13 protein-coding genes are annotated in these 18038 nt (G+C 41.2%); 7 read left to right on the top strand and 6 right to left on the bottom strand.

Annotated features, from left to right (window positions below; all coding sequences use genetic code 11):
• Window positions 1-79 precede the first annotated feature (79 nt).
• The 4 genes from ung to parE form a co-directional block, all read right to left on the bottom strand.
• Window positions 80-775 carry a uracil-DNA glycosylase gene (ung, locus tag OO007_RS18405; protein ID WP_325809912.1) on the bottom strand — a complete coding sequence of 232 codons (696 nt, stop codon included), beginning with the start codon at window positions 773-775 and terminating at the stop codon, window positions 80-82.
• Between the two features lie 60 nt (window positions 776-835).
• Window positions 836-1675 carry an alpha/beta hydrolase gene (locus OO007_RS18400; protein ID WP_325809911.1) on the bottom strand — a complete coding sequence of 280 codons (840 nt, stop codon included), beginning with the start codon at window positions 1673-1675 and terminating at the stop codon, window positions 836-838.
• Window positions 1676-1792: 117 nt separating this feature from the next.
• Window positions 1793-3466: a cation:proton antiporter family protein gene (locus tag OO007_RS18395; protein WP_325809910.1), complete on the bottom strand. Its 1674-nt coding sequence runs from the start codon at window positions 3464-3466 to the stop codon at window positions 1793-1795.
• 106 nt (window positions 3467-3572) lie between these two features.
• The gene (gene parE, locus OO007_RS18390) at window positions 3573-5459 is read right to left on the bottom strand and encodes a DNA topoisomerase IV subunit B (RefSeq protein ID WP_131906221.1); all 1887 of its coding nucleotides are present in this window, start codon (window positions 5457-5459) and stop codon (window positions 3573-3575) included.
• Between the two features lie 335 nt (window positions 5460-5794).
• On the opposite strand from parE, the gene OO007_RS18385 reads away from it, so the two are divergent.
• From OO007_RS18385 to OO007_RS18360, 5 genes are all read left to right on the top strand, one after another.
• On the top strand, window positions 5795-6640 hold the full coding sequence (locus OO007_RS18385; protein ID WP_325809909.1) for a DUF3530 family protein: 846 nt from the start codon (window positions 5795-5797) through the stop codon (window positions 6638-6640).
• Between the two features lie 146 nt (window positions 6641-6786).
• Window positions 6787-7482 carry a haloacid dehalogenase type II gene (locus tag OO007_RS18380; protein WP_325809908.1) on the top strand — a complete coding sequence of 232 codons (696 nt, stop codon included), beginning with the start codon at window positions 6787-6789 and terminating at the stop codon, window positions 7480-7482.
• A 231-nt stretch (window positions 7483-7713) separates the two neighbouring features.
• The gene (locus OO007_RS18370; protein WP_442784351.1) at window positions 7714-10530 is read left to right on the top strand and encodes a DUF1800 family protein; all 2817 of its coding nucleotides are present in this window, start codon (window positions 7714-7716) and stop codon (window positions 10528-10530) included.
• Between the two features lie 92 nt (window positions 10531-10622).
• Entirely contained in the window at window positions 10623-12224 is a 1602-nt protein-coding gene (locus OO007_RS18365) for a DUF1501 domain-containing protein (protein ID WP_325809907.1), read from the top strand.
• A gap of 149 nt (window positions 12225-12373) precedes the next feature.
• Complete coding sequence (locus tag OO007_RS18360) at window positions 12374-12994, top strand: YigZ family protein (RefSeq protein WP_325809906.1); 621 nt, start codon at window positions 12374-12376, stop codon at window positions 12992-12994.
• 57 nt (window positions 12995-13051) lie between these two features.
• Here OO007_RS18360 and OO007_RS18355 read toward each other — a convergent pair whose 3' ends face one another.
• Window positions 13052-13621, bottom strand: coding sequence for an RNA polymerase sigma factor (locus OO007_RS18355; protein WP_325809905.1), 570 nt, complete (start codon window positions 13619-13621; stop codon window positions 13052-13054).
• A 275-nt stretch (window positions 13622-13896) separates the two neighbouring features.
• On the opposite strand from OO007_RS18355, the gene OO007_RS18350 reads away from it, so the two are divergent.
• Together OO007_RS18350 and murJ are read left to right on the top strand one after the other, a co-directional pair.
• A complete protein-coding gene (locus OO007_RS18350; RefSeq protein WP_325809904.1) occupies window positions 13897-14802 on the top strand; it encodes an AraC family transcriptional regulator in 906 nt (301 codons plus the stop codon).
• Window positions 14803-14883: 81 nt separating this feature from the next.
• A complete protein-coding gene (gene murJ, locus OO007_RS18345) occupies window positions 14884-16467 on the top strand; it encodes a murein biosynthesis integral membrane protein MurJ (protein WP_325809903.1) in 1584 nt (527 codons plus the stop codon).
• 85 nt (window positions 16468-16552) lie between these two features.
• On the opposite strand, the gene OO007_RS18340 is transcribed toward murJ, so the two are convergent.
• A complete protein-coding gene (locus OO007_RS18340; RefSeq protein ID WP_325809902.1) occupies window positions 16553-17863 on the bottom strand; it encodes a hypothetical protein in 1311 nt (436 codons plus the stop codon).
• Between the last annotated feature and the right edge of the window lie 175 nt (window positions 17864-18038).

The raw sequence follows: 18038 nt of genomic DNA, 5'->3' as shown, positions 1-18038 counted from the left end.
TTTGTGTGACGAGTTAGAAAGAAACGCTAAGAAAAACAAAATCACAATGCATGTTAGTTAGAAAATGACACCCCCCTACTTACAGGCCGTTTTTTGGTAATTGCCAATCAATTGGTGTTTCACCAAACTCTTCTAAATATGCATTGGTTCTAGAAAAAGGCTTGCTCTCAAAAAATCCACGATACGCGGATAACGGAGAAGGGTGAGCAGACTTAATCACAAGGTGTTTTGAGGTGTCGATAAATACGCCTTTTTTCTGTGCGTAAGCGCCCCAGAGTATAAAAACCACGTGTTCTTTTTCTTCATTAATGGTTTGTATGATGGAGTCGGTAAACCTTTCCCAGCCTTTGCCTTGATGTGCATTTGCATTGCCTTCTTCAACGGTTAGTACCGCATTGAGTAATAACACGCCTTGATTTGCCCAGGGTTGTAAATAACCGCTATGGCTATTATCAATACCAAGATCACTTTGTAACTCTTTGTTTATATTCAATAACGATTTAGGAAGCGGCTTAACATCAGGTAAAACAGAAAAGCAAAGTCCATGCGCATGGCCAGCTGTAGGATAGGGATCCTGACCCAGAATCACTACTTTGAGCTTTTCAAATGGCATGCTATTTAATGCGTTAAACCATAATGAAGCAGGTGGAAGAATGTTTTTCCCCTGGGCTTTCTCATTGTGCAGAAATTGTTTTAATTCTTGCATATAGGGTTTATCAAATTCTCCACCGATTTTGTCTAACCAGCTTTTTTCTAGTTTATTATTTGTATTCATCGTCAGGATTTGTATTTAGCTTATTAAGGGTTTAGTAGTCTATGTAAGTTATCTTTATTACTAGCTTGATGATTCATTTAGCATTTCCAAAGATCGTTTTATATATGGCCATGAAACAGTATCCGGCATTACCATTTCAAAATGACCAATATCGGGAATCACTTGAAGCGTGTATTGGTCTTGTTGCTGGTTTAGGGCAGTTTTTAGATAATCGAGTGGAACAATAGGATCAAGTTCACCCAGTAAATGAATTTGCGGGAAATTGTCTCTCATTCCTTTTTTACTTAATGATAAATGATGCGGAGATCCTTGTTGATAACGTTCGGGATATTCTTCCGGTAATCCGCCCATTAACTCCTGGCAGGCACCACGACAGATGTTTTCCGTTACTCCGCTCTCTAAGTCAGGTATTCCAGCTAATGAAATCACCGCAGAGACGTTTAAAGGATTATGAGTGTATAACTCGCTATCAGTCGTTAACTTCGTTCTATTCGCTAACCATAAGGCCAGATGTCCACCTGCTGAATGACCCATGGTAATGACTTGTGTTAAATCCAGTGAGTATTCTGTGGCGATGCTTGTTAGGTAATCCGTGCCTTTGGCTACATCTGTAAAGGTTGTTGGCCAGCCGCCTCCATTGCCTAGACGTCGGTATTCTAAATTCCATACCGCGTAACCCAAACCAGTTATTGAGCGGCAGAGTTCGCCTAATTGCAACAGACTATGCGCAGCACGCCAACAACCACCGTGAAGTAATACAATCACAGGAACAGGTTTTTCCGACTGTTTAGGTAAATACAAATCGCCAAATTGTTCGGGATCATCACCATAAGTTAGACGCTTGTCTGCAGCAACTGGTTTGAGGTTGATGTATTCATCGACTGTTTTAAGTGTAGGCATTGTTACTATGGTTTCTCTTCTTGTATTAACTGATGTATTGACTAATGTATTGGTTGATTAATCTATGGGGCAGACTAAAAAAACGACCCTAAAGTAGGGGGGTGACTAAACAATTATTCAGTTTTTCTCAGCGATGGTTTCTGAAGCGTATTCGGATATCAGATCAGCGGCATCTTCAGACTGGGCGTTTTGCTGTAGTACGTGTTGCGCAAAACCGGTGCCAATCTCAGCATAAATATTAAAGGTGATATCCACACCGTTCTGATGAAGTTCTTGTTCTTCATCTTTATATTTCGTTACCGCTGCTATTTCGCCTTTGTAGCCCCATTCGCGTAAAGCAATGGCAGCATTTACATTACTTTTATAGTTTGGCATGCATAGCATTACCAGCGACAAATCCACGTTTTCGATTTTAACTCTACGCCAAAAGTCAGGGCTGGTGGCATCCCCGCGGATGGTATTGCGTAAACCCGCTTTATCATGTTCTTCGCACGCATCATCAAAATCAATACCAATAATATTTCCATCGTACTTCAAATGCATTTGATCATAAGCGCCGACACCGATACGACCCATGCCGCAAATGAGCACACGGGTGTTTTTAAGGACGATCAAATCTTCTCCGGGAAGGCGCTGTTTGTGTTCGAATTTCTGTAGAAATTCAGGCATCAAATCATAAATATTGGTGTTGAATACATTCAGCGGTGAGGCAATCACAAAGGATCCAACCACGGCCATAGCCATAATTGCCAACCATTGAGGGTCTAACCATTGATTATTAACCGAAATCGCAGTAACAATCAGACCAAACTCACTAAAGTTACCGAGTGAAAAAGAAGCCAAAGTAGATGGTCTGGCGCGCACTTTAAAACGCATGAACAGGGTGTTAAATAGAATGACTTTTATCGGAATTATCAGTAATAAAAACAGTGTGATAAGCAACGTTTCTTGAGTAATAACTACCGATATGCCGATGCTGAGGAAGAAGCCAACCAGAAATAACTCTTTCAAACTTAGCAGTGATTTTGCCAACTCACCAGACTTTGGGTGTTGCGCCAATAACAAGCCAAAGAAGAGTGCGCCAAGATCGCCTTTCAAACTGACTAACTCAAATAACGATGATCCGCCTAGCGCTAACACCAGTCCATATAAAATCAGTAATTCACCATGACCCGCGCGCTTTAATAAGAAAATAAGTATCGGTTTTGACAGTACCAACACGCCGATCATGACTGCGGCCCATACAGAAGGAATCTTCGCTGTAGATATTGATAGAAAGATCACTGCAGCAATGTCCTGCATGATCAATACGCCAATAGCGATACGTCCATATTGGGATGCCATGCCGCCTTTGTCTTCAAAAACTTTAACGGCAAACACGGTGCTGGAAAAAGAAAGAGCAAAGCTGACAATCAAGATTGATTGCGTGCTCATTTGCGAAAATATAGGGATTTTAACGGCAGCCAGTAATACCAGTACGAAAGCGGTAATCACGGTTATAAGTGCCATGTGGATGGTGGTTACAGCCCATATCTCAGGCCGTAATAGCTGTTTGATGTTGAGTTTTAAACCGATGGTAAACAATAATAGCGTGACGCCTAGGTCTGCCATCTCATCGAGAAATTCTCCGCCTGTAGCACCGGACACACTCAGAATGAAACCTGCTAATAGGTAACCTACCATAGACGGAAGTTTTATTTGCCAGATCAAAAAACCACACAAATAGGCAACCGCAATCCATACTGGATCGCGGTAATTAATTGATGCAAATAATGTATTAAGTGTATCCATACGATTTATTATTTTTATAAAAAGTGCCCCTAAGTAGGGGGGTGTACTTACTATTAATCAGATAGCATTAAGGATTTAAAACAGGAGCTTATGTGTGTAATCTAGATTAAATAATAGCCAGATTACCTTTTTCCTCTAACCATGCTTTTCTATCAGGCGCGCGTTTCTTGGCTAATAATAAATCCATCACTGCACGTGTTTCTTCAGGATTGTGCATGGTCAGTTGAACCAGACGACGGGTATCAGGATCCATACTGGTTTCACGAAGTTGCAGTGGATTCATCTCACCCAGACCTTTGAAGCGGGTGACACTGATTTTGCCCGTCATTTTTTCTGCTTCGATGCGATCCAGTGTGGCCTTTAACTCTTCTTCATCGAGTGCGTATTCTACTTTTTTGCCGATATCAATTCGGTACAAAGGTGGCATTGCGATATACACATGACCTGCTGCTACCAGCGTAGAAAAATGTTGCACGAACAAGGCGCAGATCAGGGTGGCGATATGCGCACCATCCGAGTCCGCATCGGCGAGAATACAAATTTTACCGTAACGTAATTCGCTTAAGTCCTGACTATCTGGCTCGACGCCAATTGCTACTGAAATATCGTGTATTTCGTTAGAAGCTAAAACCTGTGAAGAATCGACTTCCCAGGTATTTAGAATCTTACCGCGCAATGGCATGATTGCCTGAAACTCACGACTTCGTGCCTGTTTCGCAGAACCACCCGCTGAGTCACCCTCTACCAGAAAGATTTCAGTCTGATTAAGGTCTTGCGAACTACAGTCGGCTAACTTGCCGGGAAGTGCCGGGCCAGTTGCTATTTTCTTACGAACAACTTTTTTCGATGCTTTTGCTCGCTTTTGTGCGTTATTGATAACGTGCTCGGCGATCAAGTCCCCAACCGTTGGGTTTTGATTTAGGTATAAACTAAACGCATCTTTCACCACGCCCGAAACAAAGCCTGCTGCCGCACGCGAAGATAAACGTTCTTTGGTTTGACCGGAAAATTGGGGATCGAGCATTTTGTAAGACAGGATAAAGCACAGCTTATCCCAGATATCATCAGGAGCCAGTTTGAGCCCACGTGGTAATAGATTTCTAAATTCTGCGAAGTCACGCAAGGCATCAGTCAGGCCTGTTCTGAGGCCATTGGTATGGGTGCCACCTTGCGAAGTAGGAATCAGGTTTACATAGCTTTCCTGAACCAGTTCGCCACCTTCGGGTAACCAGCATAATGCCCAATCGACAGCTTCGCCTTTGCTTTTAAATTCACCTAGAAAAGGCTCAAGCGGTAATCTTTCAAAACCGTCAATGGCTTCTAGTAGGTAATCCTGAATACCATCTTCGTAATACCATTCTACGGTTTCATTTTTGGCTTCTTCAGTGAATGCAATGTGTAAGCCAGGGCACAATACGGCTTTCGCGCGTAGGTTGTGTTTAAGGCGTCTAACCGAAAACTTAACGGTGTCGAAGTATTGTCCATTGGGCCAGAAGTGCAGCGATGTTCCGGTATTCTTTTTGCCAACAGTATTGATGACTTCAAGTTCGGATGCTTTATGGCCGTTTTCGAATACCATTTCGTATTCTTTACCATCGCGTTTGATTCGGACTTCAAGGATAAGTGATAGCGCATTTACCACAGAGATGCCGACACCGTGCAAACCGCCAGAGAACTCGTAATTTTTGTCTGAGAACTTACCACCTGCGTGTAAGGTACTTAAGATTACTTCAACGCCAGAAACACCTTTTTCCGGGTGAATATCAACCGGCATACCACGGCCATTATCGGTTACTGAGAGTGAGCCATCGGCGTGCAGAGTGACGTGTATTTTATTGGCAAAACCAGCGAGTGCCTCATCGACACTATTATCAATAACTTCCTGAGCAAGATGATTAGGACGGGTCGTTTCGGTGTACATGCCCGGTCTTTTTCGTACAGGGTCAAGCCCGCTTAAAACTTTTATCGATTCAGCGTTATAGTCATTACTCATTATTTATACAAACCCTTTTAAACATCTCTTGCAGAGATGGATTTTTATAGTGTTTAAGCCCTATGTTAAGAAAGATATTTCTGATGTGTCAGGCTTTCTTACGGTAACTGACAAAGTACCTTTAATCGACTGAAAGGTAAAGAACAAAAAGGAAACAGAGCTGTCTAAAATCACCCTTTTCAGCAATGCTGTTTAACAGGTTTTAACCCTTTTTTGCGGATAGTGAAATAGATTCCTCGCTTGTGGCTATGATATTCTCAAGATATCCACTTTTACAGGCAAATGAAATAACTCCTGTGAAGGTCATAACAAGTCATGAGTATTGAGGAGAAACAATGAGAAGAAAGATTATAAGTACACTATTAATCAGCATGTTATTAGTGTTATCTAGTATGTCTTTTAATGTTTTTGCTAAAGCCATTGTCGCTAAAGCCGATCTAGAACGCGAAAAGCGCATGGCGGTTGAAGTTGAAGATGCAGTCCTCGACGGAGAGGTAATCTTCCTTGAGGATACAGCCAATGAAGGCCATGCATTCATGGCGATAGATATGGAGGCTGAAGCTGAGGAATCTGATAAATCTGATAAAGGCGAGAAAGGTGCGGTAATCATTCTTCATGGTCGTGGCTTTCATCCTAATTGGGAAGATGCCATATACCCGCTACGAACCCAGCTTCCAGCGAGTGGCTGGCGCACCTTATCTTTACAAATGCCCGTATTAGAAAAATCAGCTAAGTACTATGATTACGTTCCTTTATTTTCGCAAGCAGCAGCGCGAATTGATATGGGCATCACCTATTTAAAACAACAGGGTGTAAAGAAAATAGTGATTCTTGCTCACAGTTGTGGCGCGCACATGGCGATGGATTGGGTTCGCAATCAAAAAGGGTTACTGGATGAGTCTGTGATTGGCTATATCGGTGCAGGTATGGGTGCCACTGATTATAAGCAAAAGATGGCAGAACCTTTTCCATTGGCTGAAATGAAAGTTCCTGTGCTCGATATATACGGTGATAAAGATTATCCGGCAGTGCTTAGAATGGCGGAAGGTCGTCTTACTGATATTAAAATGGCAGGAAATCCAAAGTCAGCTCATGTGATTGTGCCGGGTGCGGATCATTATTTTAAAGGTAAAGGAGATGAAGTCACCACTGCTGTTGCAACGTGGTTGAATAGTCTTTGATTTTGGTGTCATCTAATCAGGATGGGTATACGTACAGTATTACTCTAGAAATAGACTAAGCTGTATTGTTACATTGCTACTTTATAAATATTTTTATAAATAACTATCATCTTTAAACAATAAACAGAACACAAAAAGGATTAATTATGCCCGCTAGCTCAAAGAAAAGTATCGCTTTTGATGTATACGGAACACTCATAAATACGCACGGCGTTGTGAGTAAATTAGAAGAAATTGTTGGTGGTATTGAAGGCGTTAGTGCTCAGGGATTCTCAAACACCTGGAGAGAGAAACAACTGGAATACTCTTTTAGACGTGGTCTAATGCAGGAATACCAGAACTTCTCAGTTTGTACAGCGCAGGCACTTGAATACACCTGTGCATTTTATGGACTGAATTTGCCTGAATCAGATAAACAGGCATTGCTAGAAAGCTATAAAACCTTACCAGCTTTTGATGATGTCACCGATGGTTTGACTGCAATGAAAGATTCAGGACACAAACTATATGCCTTCTCTAATGGCAGTGCCGAAGCCGTAGAAATGTTATTGGTGACAGCAGGGATAAGAGACTTTTTCGATGGTGTTGTGAGTGTCGATGATCTAAAAACATTTAAACCTAATCCTTCGGTTTATCATCACTTTATGAAGCAATCTGAATCCACTACTGATAACGCCTGGTTAGTCTCTAGTAATCCGTTTGACGTGATTGGTGCTGTAAATATAGGGATGAGTGCGGCATGGGTGAAACGTACTGAACAGGCAATTTTTGACCCATGGGGAATCGATCCTACTATAGTTATTCAAAGCCTGACTGAACTGGATGGAAAACTGGATGAATAGCCATAAGTTAAAACTTATTATTTTCTGTTAAAAAATCTCGCTCAAAGTAGGGGGGTGCCTGATATAAGCAATAAGTAAATATAGAAAACAGATTAAATTCACTAACCACTTGTCTGATCGAAGTGAACATGGCTAAGTTGTATGTAATCATTAGATATACTTATGATTGATTTAGCTTATGTGTCTGGTTTGTGAGGTTGATCAATAATAAAAATAATGATGGAGTTTTCTATGGGCAAGCTACTTCCTATTCTATTTGCTTCGGTACTGGTACTCAGTGGGTGTGGCGGTGGAGGATCCGGTTCTGATACTAACGAACATTTAGACTCCGATTCCTCCGAAACCCTGGACGATCCAAATACTCCTGATACTCCTGATACTCCAAATATTCCTGATACACCTGATGTAAGTCAGATAGCTCTGCTAAAGATAAGTCAGTATGCCCAAACTGCAGGGTCATCAGCAACACCACAAGTACAAGATTATATCGATGCGGGTTTACAAGGTGTCAATAATTCAAATCTGGCAAAAATTAATGAAAAAGTCGCTGAATTAAACGAAGGTGACGTTGATTCAGTAGCAAAAATTCAGAGTTTATTAGATCAATTAGATGTGACTGTCACTGACCAGGATTATGATCAGGATGGTATTGCAGATAACTTAGATAATTGCCCGAGTATTGCGAACCCTGATCAACAAGATATAGATAATGATGGCAGTGGTGATGTTTGCGATTTGAGTAATGATCGTGATGATGATGCCGATGGTCACCCCAATGAAACAGATAATTGTCCGGCTAAATCAAACCCCAACCAAAGTGACATTGACAATGATGGTAAGGGCGATGCTTGTGATACAACAGACAATCGCGACAATGATAGCGACGGTATTTTAAACAGTAATGATAATTGCCCTGCAATATCAAATACAGATCAGAGTGACCTAGACAATAACGGTGTCGGTGATGCCTGTGATACTACGGATATCAGTGATGATGATTACGATGGAATAATAAATTCAGTTGATAATTGCCCTGCAGCACCCAATAAAAATCAACAAGATACTGATAATGATGGCAAGGGCGATGTATGTGATAGTACGGATGAATCTGATTCAGATGCTGATGGGGTCATCAATAGTAAAGACGAATACCCTGAAGACTCATCACGGGCAGCATCAGTTAATAGCGCTTATCGTTTATTAAGTCAGGCTACTTTTGGCGCTACAGAAGAAGATATCGACACGGTTGTTAAGATAGGAGTAGACGCATGGATTGAGAACCAGCTTGATATGTCATCAGCCTATGACAATCCATCTGATTCCCATAAAACACATCTACAAAGAACCGCAGAAGTCGCACAATTAGCTGAACCTTCCATAGACTGGGTACAATCCGGGTATACCTTTAACTCAGGTGTAGATTTACCTAACTGGAATGTAAAATATTATCAAATGTCGACCTGGTTTGAGAATGCATTGGGTCATCCGGATAATGTCCGACATGGTAGTGATCAATTAAGACAACGTATCGCTTATGCCTTAAGCCAGTTAATTGTTGTCTCTGCAAAAGATCCGCGTTTAGATCAACGCGGTGATAGTCTTGCTTACTTTTATGACATATTAGCTAAAAATGCATTTGGCAATTATCGAACGCTTTTAGGCGAAGTTTCACGAAGTGCCACAATGGGCGTTTATCTGACTTATCAGGGTAACCAAAAAGCGAACCCCGAAACATCGACACGCCCTGATGAGAACTATGCACGTGAATTGATTCAATTATTCACAATTGGTTTGTCCGAACTTAATTTAGATGGTTCACCAAATCGCGATGGCAATGTGAATAGCTACCCAGATTCTGGTTCTCTTCAAGTACCAACCTATGGGCAAGAAGATATCGTCGAACTAGCCAAAGTAATGACTGGTTGGGATACCAAAGGAAATACTTACTATGGTGGGACTAATCTGGGAAGGGCAGATTATGCTGCTCCCATGGTATTTCATCCTGAACATCACGAAGATGAAGTTGCCGAAGGTGGTGATGGTGATGTAACGGTCTTAGGTAAAACATTTGCATTAAATTCTGGCACTGACGGCAGTGGATTAGATGCTGCTTTAGATGTGATATTCCAACATCCTAATATTGGTCCATTTGTCAGTAAAAATCTGATTATGAATCTGGTTACGTCAAACCCTTCATCAGCGTATGTCGCCAGAGTAGCTAGTGTTTTTAATGATAATGGCGCAGGCGTAAAAGGTGATTTAAAAGCAGTTGTTAACGCTATTCTTACTGATTCTGAAGCAAGAGATTCAAGCAACCAAAGCGCCTATTTTGGCAAACTCAAAGAACCGATATTAGTCTTTACTCAATTACTTAGAAGTTTTAATGCAACGCCATTAAATGGCTGGAAAGGCAGAGCGGATAGCGATAGAGGTGACGGTAGAAGTGCAACGGTAAATGGCGTTTATACCTATAGTTTCCCTAGTAATGATTTTGGGCAAGCCCCGTTGAGATCAAGTTCAGTATTTAACTTTTATCAACCTGATTACATCCCTAGTAACACGGAGTTTTCTGTTAACAAACTGGTTTCACCAGAATCTCAAATACAAACAGACGGCAATATATTGAGTGCGCATAATAAAATAGCCAGTCATATGCAACGATATGAAAAGAACTGGATAAATAATATAAATGAGGAAACACTGGCTGAATTTGCAGCAAATAAAACGACCTGGAGTACCAATATTATTGTTAATTACGATCGTGAGTTTGAGCTATTCGAACAAGCTTTAGATGGTGATACAAATGGTGACTTTAGTAATATGAGAAATATTGAAGACCGTGAAATAGCAGTAAATGCGTTATTAGACCATCTTGATAAAATCATGTTAGGTAACACCATGGACGCTACCTTTAGACAGGCCTTAACCAACTTTATGTTAACGTCGGGTACTTATAATAATTCTAATACAGTACGAGCGGCACATTATTTAGTCTCTGAAACTATACGCTACATCGCTACATCTAGTGCTTATATGGTGCAAAAGTAACGACAACTTTTAAAATTATTTAAAGTATTCGTTCTAAAAGTAAAAGTAAAAGTAAAAGAATAAAAAAATTAAAACAATCAGGAAATATTTCCATGACTAGTAAAATGAATCGTCGAAAATTTATGCAGCTACTTGCCGCGGGTGGTGCTTCTAGTACCTTAGGTACTGTAGGTCAACTAGCGCTGATGAATCAAGCAGTCGCGGCAACGCCGGATTTTTCAGATTACAAAGCACTGGTTTGTGTCTTTATGCTGGGCGGAAATGACGGTTTTAATATGCTGGTACCTAGCGATGCAACACATGCTGATTATGCCGCTATTCGTGCTGCGCTTGCCGTACAAAAAAATGATCTTGGTTTATCATCGATAAGCTCAGCCATGCATAACGGTACAATGGGTGGAGGTAGTTCGAATCTATACAATGTTAACCTATCTCAAGAATCAGCTTATACCAAAGGTTTTTATGATCTTGGCGCTAAAGGAATTCCATTAGGGGTAAACGCTGTAATGCCTGAGTTCGCGCAACTTGTTACCGATGATAAATTGTCTATTATTGCTAATTCGGGAAATATGGTAGCACCCGTAACGCGAGAACAGATTCAAAATAAAACCGCTAATTTACCGCTATTTTTATTTGCGCATAATCATCAACAACGAGCGCTTCAAACAGGGCAAGCTGACAATCTGGATGCAATTGGCTGGGCAGGTAAGATTGCAGATAGCTGGGCAGGCGTTAACAATAATTCATCACTGGGCTTAAATATTTCATATTCAGGAAATAATCGCTTATTGATAGGAGATACAACAAGTCCGTTGATTTTAAATCCGGGCAATCCTTCTTCGTTTAACGACATGAAATTAAATGCAGGTTCATGGAGCGATGAGAGACGTGATTTATTTAGAGAGTTAATTGCAGTTGGTAAAAATAAAGATCCTTTTCAAAAACTCAGTGCAGGATTACTCGAACGTTCAATGAATAATTTTGACCTGTTAACCGCTACATGGGAACGCAAAGACATAACGTATAGTACTAAAGGACCTTATGGCGAGAGCTTGTTCGATGTGCCTTCAACCGATGATTTAGGTTTTCAACAAGGCATTGATACGGGTTTTATACCACGCATGGAAAATGTCGCTAAGATGATTGATTTAGGCGTTAACGATGATTTTAATACGGGGAATTATAAGCGCCAAATATTTTTCGTGGGCTTAGGTGGTTACGATACCCACGCGAGACAGGCTGACGGACACGCAAAACTATTACGTGAACTGAGTCTGGGTTTGTGGAAATTCCAGAAAGCGATGGAAGAATTAGGTCATGCAGATAAAGTCACTACTTTCTCCATGTCTGACTTTGGTCGTACATTGAGTATCAATGCCGGTGGAGGTACTGATCATGCCTGGGGTTCACATCACTTTGTTATGGGTGGTTCAGGAAATCCAGCTTCAGGTACGCTTAATGGTGGCACTATGATAGGTACATTGCCTGATCTTAATCCAGATGGTCCTGATGATTACAGTGATAAAGGCCGTATTATTCCAACCACTTCACAAGATCAAGTGAATGCGAGTATCTGTCAGTGGTTTGGTTTAGAGCAATCATTGATACCAGAAATATTCCCCAATGTGTCTAATTTCGCTAGCAATCCCACAGATATCAGTAGTGCTTATTTAAACGATTTGTTTATCAGTTAATCCAGAGCTTAAATCAGTAATCTACCAATACCCGAATATGCTTAAAAAAAACTGCCTCAAAGTAGGGGGGTGGCATACTGTTTATTGTTGTATTCTATGCGCATTAGATATTCTAAATCTATAAAATAGTCATGGGATGATTTAAGTTAGTGTGTAATAAGCCTGTTATAGCATCGTATCGTGTTCCCAAAAGCAAAGTCATTGAAGAATACGAAATCAAAAAAAGCCGATTTATTTGCTGGATTGCGCCCGCTACCTCCAGAGAAGAAGCGATTCAATTAGTCCGTCAAGCCAAAGCGGAATACCCCGATGCGAGGCATCATTGCTGGGCATACATTCTAGGTAATCCTGATAATGCGGCGAGCGCAGCCGCCAATGATGATGGTGAACCAAGCGGCACTGCCGGTAAGCCTATTCTTAATGTGTTACAACATAAGCATATCGGTGATGTGGTAGCTGTCGTGATACGCTATTTTGGTGGCATCAAGTTAGGTGCAGGTGGCCTGGTTCGGGCTTATGGCACTGCCACGCAACAGGCGTCAGAATTACTCACACTGATTGAACAAGTACCGCATCAAGACGTTAAAATTGAATGTGATTATGCCGATGAACCGACGTTAAGGCGCTGGATTGAAAGTCAAAAAGGGATTCTTTTAGCCAGCGTATATTCTGATAAAGCTTCACTTAACGTTAGTTTGCCTGTTGATTGTGTCGATGATTTATACACGCTAACGGCTGGTTGGAAAGGTACTGAGATAGATTCAGAATAGCGTTTCAATATTCTTAATAGTAAATAATATCAATCTCATAAGTAACAAACTTACGGATTAATGTAATCCGTAAGCATCAGTATCTGACATCACATCCTGGATGACTTTGATATTTCTTCGTAACCAGGCTTTTACCGTACCTAAAGGAACATTCATCTCATCTGCAATTTGAGAATGTGATCGTCCATAAACAATAGAATGAGTGATACATTCGCGTTGGTTTGCGGGTAACTCGTCCAGCATATCTTTGAATTTAGCTATTTGCTGTCTGTAAAGAAGCTTCTGTTCTGGTTGTAAATCGTTGGCCGTGTATTCGATGGTTTCGTATTCTGTTTCTTCTACCAATTCAGGGCGTGATTTATAGCTGCGTAAACGGTCAAATGTTTGATTACGAACAATGGTACTCATCCAAGCCATTGCATTACCTTTTTCTACGTCAAACTTATCGGCTTTATTCCATATTTTGATAAAAGCTTCTTGAAGAATTTCTTCCGCCGCTTCATTATCGTAATTGACTAAGCGTAAGCACAACGCAAATAATTTAGGTGACACTTCAGTATAGAGTTGTTGAAAGGCAGCTTGATTCTGTGTTGCTGCTTTTTGTAGTAATGTATTTAGTGGATTCATTTTGAGTTCCTTATAATCTGTCTATGATTGTATTTTAGGGATTTGCTCAATTTGCAACTACGTCCAGGAATCTCGCTAATATGTCTGATCGTCTTTTTGTTTATTTTTATTGTGAATAACGATTCAGTATTCAATTAAGGCACCCCCCCACTTTAAGCGACTTTTTCATTTTGCTGTTAAAGTGAACTAAGGAATTTATGCTTTGCGGTGTGAGATTTTTTTAAAAAAATCGAACCTATGAAGAACTGGGGCTTTTTTTAGAATAAGGAGTAATCATGATTAATGCAGATGTTCTCAGTAGTGTATTGCGATTATTACGATTTAAAGCCAGCGTGTTTTTTCATGCCAGTTATTGTGGGTCGTGGGTGATAGACACATCCGGTTCAGGGCGCAGTACCTTCCATTTAATTGCAGGGGGCAATTGTTTTCTACATTTACCTGATCAAGAAAAATCCATTCCACTGCATACAGGGGACTTGATTGTATTTCCCCGAGACTCGAAACATAGCATCACGGATGTTGAGATTTATAACGAAGATGAACACGTTTCAAATCCTATTGAAGTAGATTCATGTGATGTCGATGGCGCTACCGCTTTAATCTGTGGTTACTTTGATTTTGATGATCCTAGACGCAACCCTGTAATCAATGCATTACCCGACACGGTGATAGTAAAAGGCAGTGGCAATGTTATTGAGCCGCGTTTACAAATATTGATTGATTTGATGAAGTCCGAAACGGATAACTCCGTCACGGGTTCAGATGTGGTGATTGATAAACTGTCTGAAATTCTATTTATCTATGCGGTGCGTTCCCATATCAATGACAGTGCGCCGCAATCAGGAATATTAGCGGCTTTAACCGATACTCAAGTTAGTCGTGCGCTGACTGCGATTCATGATAATCCTGCCGAAGCGTGGACGGTTGAAAAACTGGCGATGGAAGCGGGCATATCCCGAGCGCCATTTTCTGCACGATTCTCTGAGTTATTAGGTAAACCGCCGATGACCTATGTGGGTGAATGGCGTATGCAACTCGCCAATGCCGAATTAAAAGAAGGTAAAAAATCGATGTTGGAAATTGCAGAACTGGTTGGCTATAGCAGCGAAGTCGCATTCAGAAAGGCATTTAAACAGATTACGGGTATCACCCCGGGAGTTGCGCGTAATACGCTTCTTTAGCTTTTAAACTTACTGTGACGTCTTGTTGTTAATGCGGTTGCGTAATACACTCCGCCTGACAAAAATAACCTGAGAATTTGAATGAGTCGAATGCTCCGCTCGGGCGCTATCGTAAGCGCTATGACAATGATATCCCGTGTGCTTGGGCTAGCACGTGATGCGATTATCTTTCATTTTTTCCCTGCTGGTGGTGCGCTTGATGCCTTCTTTGTTGCATTTCGCATCCCCAATCTTTTACGCAGAATGGTTGCCGAAGGTGCATTTTCGCTGGCATTTATTCCGGTTTTAGCAGAATACAAAGAAAGTAAAAGTCAGGAAGATTTACAGAAGTTACTCAATCATGTGGCTGGCACATTAACGCTAGTGCTCTTTATTATTACCATCATTGGGATGATTGCAGCACCTTTGTTAGCGATCATTTTTGCACCCGGTTTTTTATTTGGTGATGAGGCTAATGTTAAAGACAGCTCACAAGCTGATTTAACCGCACACCTGTTATTGATCACCTTCCCGTACATCTTCTTTATCGCATTATCTGCGTTTGTCAGCGCAATATTAAACACGTTCCAGAAGTTTGCCGTACCTGCATTTACGCCTGTACTGTTAAATGTCGCGTTAATTTCATCGGTAATCTGGTGGGCGCCACATTTTGAACAACCTGTTGAAGCGTTGGCCTGGGGTGTGATCATTGGCGGTATTTTACAACTCGCTTTTCAACTACCTACCTTAATCAAATTAGGGTTAATGCCAAAACCCAGTTTTAAAAGAGGGCACGAAGGCGTTAAACGCATCATGAAACTGATGGTGCCGGCATTATTGGGTTCGTCAGTCGCACAAATCAATATACTCATTAATACCGCAATCGCCTCAATGCTAGCGGTGGGCAGCATCAGTTGGCTATACGCCTCAGATCGTTTTGTAGAACTGCCTTTAGCGATCATCGGTGTGGCGATTGGCATTGTAATTCTGCCCAAGCTTTCGGGGGACCACATCAATGCAAAAGGCAAAGCATTTAGTCAAACACTGGATTGGGGTATCCGATTGGGTTTACTGATTGCATTACCCGCAATGCTTGGGTTAATGCTACTAGCAAAACCTATTTTGGCAACGGTACTAGCCAACGGTGTCAATGACTGGACACTGGTTGAAATGGCGAGTATGAGTTTAATGACTTATTCGTTTGGTTTGCCGGCATTTATTTTAGTGAAGGTTTTAGCACCTGGTTTTTATTCACGCCAAGATACCAAGACACCTGTAAAAATCGGTATTTTTTCGATGGCTAGCAATATTGTGTTGAGCGCCTTAATCGTCTATCCGTGGTATCAATCAGGTATTCTCGGGCCACACGCCGGTTTAGCACTGGCAACAGCATTATCGGGTTATATCAACGCTGGCTTGCTGTTTTATCAATTACGTAAGCAACAAATCTATCAACCCCAACAAGCGTTTAAAAAAGTATGGGTTAAAGACTTTCTTCGTATTGCGGTTGGTCTAATCGCAATGGCGGTGATTGTTACTTACTTTAATCCTGCCGAAAGTTGGTGGCAGGCTGCTGGTTTAGGCAGTAAAGCACTGACTTTGTTAGGCTTGGTGGTTGCCGCAATGGCGAGTTATTTCGGTACACTTTTCGTATTAGGTGTTAGAAAAAACACCATAATGATGTAATTTAATCAGGCGTAATTTTTATAAAAAGTGCCTGAAAGTAGGGGGGTGACTAATAGCGGTTACTATCGATATACTTATTTTACTCTTACTCTACTCTTACTCTAAACAGTAGTTGAAATGAAGGATCACCCGCTACAGTCGTTCCCAGAAATTGACCGGTTGTAGATACACGAATATGGGTGACATTGGCATCTACGCCATCTGCATCTGGTGTTGGTGTATAGGTATAATTGCTGCCCCCATTATTGGAAAAGCTAAGATTGTCCGATGCACTTGATAAACCTGCATAGTTGTAACTGAGTCCACTGGGTGGAGATCCATCAACAAAGCGGATTGGACCTGTACTAACCCCGGAAATGTCATCGACGTATAAAGCGGTATTGGCGGGTATGGCATCAGTTACCACAATTGAATTGAGATCAGCGACGCCGATACCAGCATTTGTTGCTTCTATTGCGTATTGTTTTAAGGCACCTGGAATGGTTTTTGGGTTGCTTGTACCATTTATGGGGTCAGATATTGTCAGGGCACTTTTTCGTAAGCTGATGCTTGGATCTGACAACACAGCACAATTTGCAGCATCTGACAGATTGCTGTAATTAAAACTACCAGACTGAATATTTGTTCTAAATATCTCATTAGCAGCGTTGTTTGTAGACCCAGGCGTATCGGCAATCGCAGATATCTTTGAAAAATTTGAGCCAATATACCAACTGCCACAAGAAAATAGAAATGTGCTTACTGAACCACTACCCGTTGACACATTAAAAGAGTTTGTTGGGTAGGGACTTGGTATGTCTCCATAGGTAAAACCATGAAACAAATTGCCACTCGCATCTCTGGATTGTGCGGAATCTCCACCATTTCGCATGGCAATTGTAGAATAATTCGGCGTAGCCGCAGTGCTGCAACTAGAATAGCCTGCATCGGACGAGCTTGGAGGCCCTGCACAGGTTTTTAAGCAGCTTCCTTCAGCAGGAAATATATAAACACCATCTCCATTTGAATCAGTGGCGTCGTCACTTGGTATATTTGCATTGGTATCATCACCATTATAGACAACGATAATAGACCCCGGGGTTATTGCGTTTAAGCCAGAACAATTGGCGGGATCAGTTTGCGAATCAAATCGAATGTATCCGGATGAGATACCAACGCCAGTAATGCTTCCTCCCCAATCACCATTGTTATCATCTACTATCCATTGATCAATATTGACCGGAGAAGTAGGGTTTGCAGAGTCACCAACAACCATAAATTCATAGAATTCTTTTGCGCCACTTATCCCATTTGAAGCTTCATTCACAATCAGCCCAGCAGCCATTAACTCATTTGCGAGAATGCTAAACAGTATGCCTAGTAATGTGGGGATAAAGCGTAAAAAAGTTTTTAACATCAGCGGTATGAATCTTTAAATGTAAATACTATGTAGCCATAGAGTTGTTATTATGTTGGCGATAATACTTTCGTGGTAATGTTGATTATTTCTCTTGTATGCAATTATTTTATATTAATTGCACACGCTTTGTTGGTTTTTCTGGATACTTGGTACAGACTTATTGACAGTTTTA

Source organism: Cocleimonas sp. KMM 6892 (genome assembly GCF_035798195.1).
GTDB lineage: Bacteria > Pseudomonadota > Gammaproteobacteria > Thiotrichales > Thiotrichaceae > Cocleimonas > Cocleimonas flava.
The sequence above is the reverse complement of the archived record's forward strand: the minus strand, read 5'-3'. Positions and strand labels throughout refer to the sequence as shown.

Excerpts from the sequence above, each read along its gene's own strand:
- OO007_RS18385 (WP_325809909.1), top strand. The coding sequence starts at position 5,795 with ATGAGAAGAAAGATTATAAGTACACTATTAATCAGCATGTTATTAGTG.
- OO007_RS18365 (WP_325809907.1), top strand. The coding sequence starts at position 10,623 with ATGACTAGTAAAATGAATCGTCGAAAATTTATGCAGCTACTTGCCGCG.
- OO007_RS18400 (WP_325809911.1), bottom strand. The coding sequence starts at position 1,675 with ATGCCTACACTTAAAACAGTCGATGAATACATCAACCTCAAACCAGTT.
- OO007_RS18395 (WP_325809910.1), bottom strand. The coding sequence starts at position 3,466 with ATGGATACACTTAATACATTATTTGCATCAATTAATTACCGCGATCCA.
- OO007_RS18370 (WP_442784351.1), top strand. The coding sequence starts at position 7,714 with ATGGGCAAGCTACTTCCTATTCTATTTGCTTCGGTACTGGTACTCAGT.
- OO007_RS18340 (WP_325809902.1), bottom strand. The coding sequence starts at position 17,863 with ATGTTAAAAACTTTTTTACGCTTTATCCCCACATTACTAGGCATACTG.
- ung (WP_325809912.1), bottom strand. The coding sequence starts at position 775 with ATGAATACAAATAATAAACTAGAAAAAAGCTGGTTAGACAAAATCGGT.
- murJ (WP_325809903.1), top strand. The coding sequence starts at position 14,884 with ATGAGTCGAATGCTCCGCTCGGGCGCTATCGTAAGCGCTATGACAATG.
- parE (WP_131906221.1), bottom strand. The coding sequence starts at position 5,459 with ATGAGTAATGACTATAACGCTGAATCGATAAAAGTTTTAAGCGGGCTT.
- OO007_RS18380 (WP_325809908.1), top strand. The coding sequence starts at position 6,787 with ATGCCCGCTAGCTCAAAGAAAAGTATCGCTTTTGATGTATACGGAACA.
- OO007_RS18350 (WP_325809904.1), top strand. The coding sequence starts at position 13,897 with ATGATTAATGCAGATGTTCTCAGTAGTGTATTGCGATTATTACGATTT.
- OO007_RS18355 (WP_325809905.1), bottom strand. The coding sequence starts at position 13,621 with ATGAATCCACTAAATACATTACTACAAAAAGCAGCAACACAGAATCAA.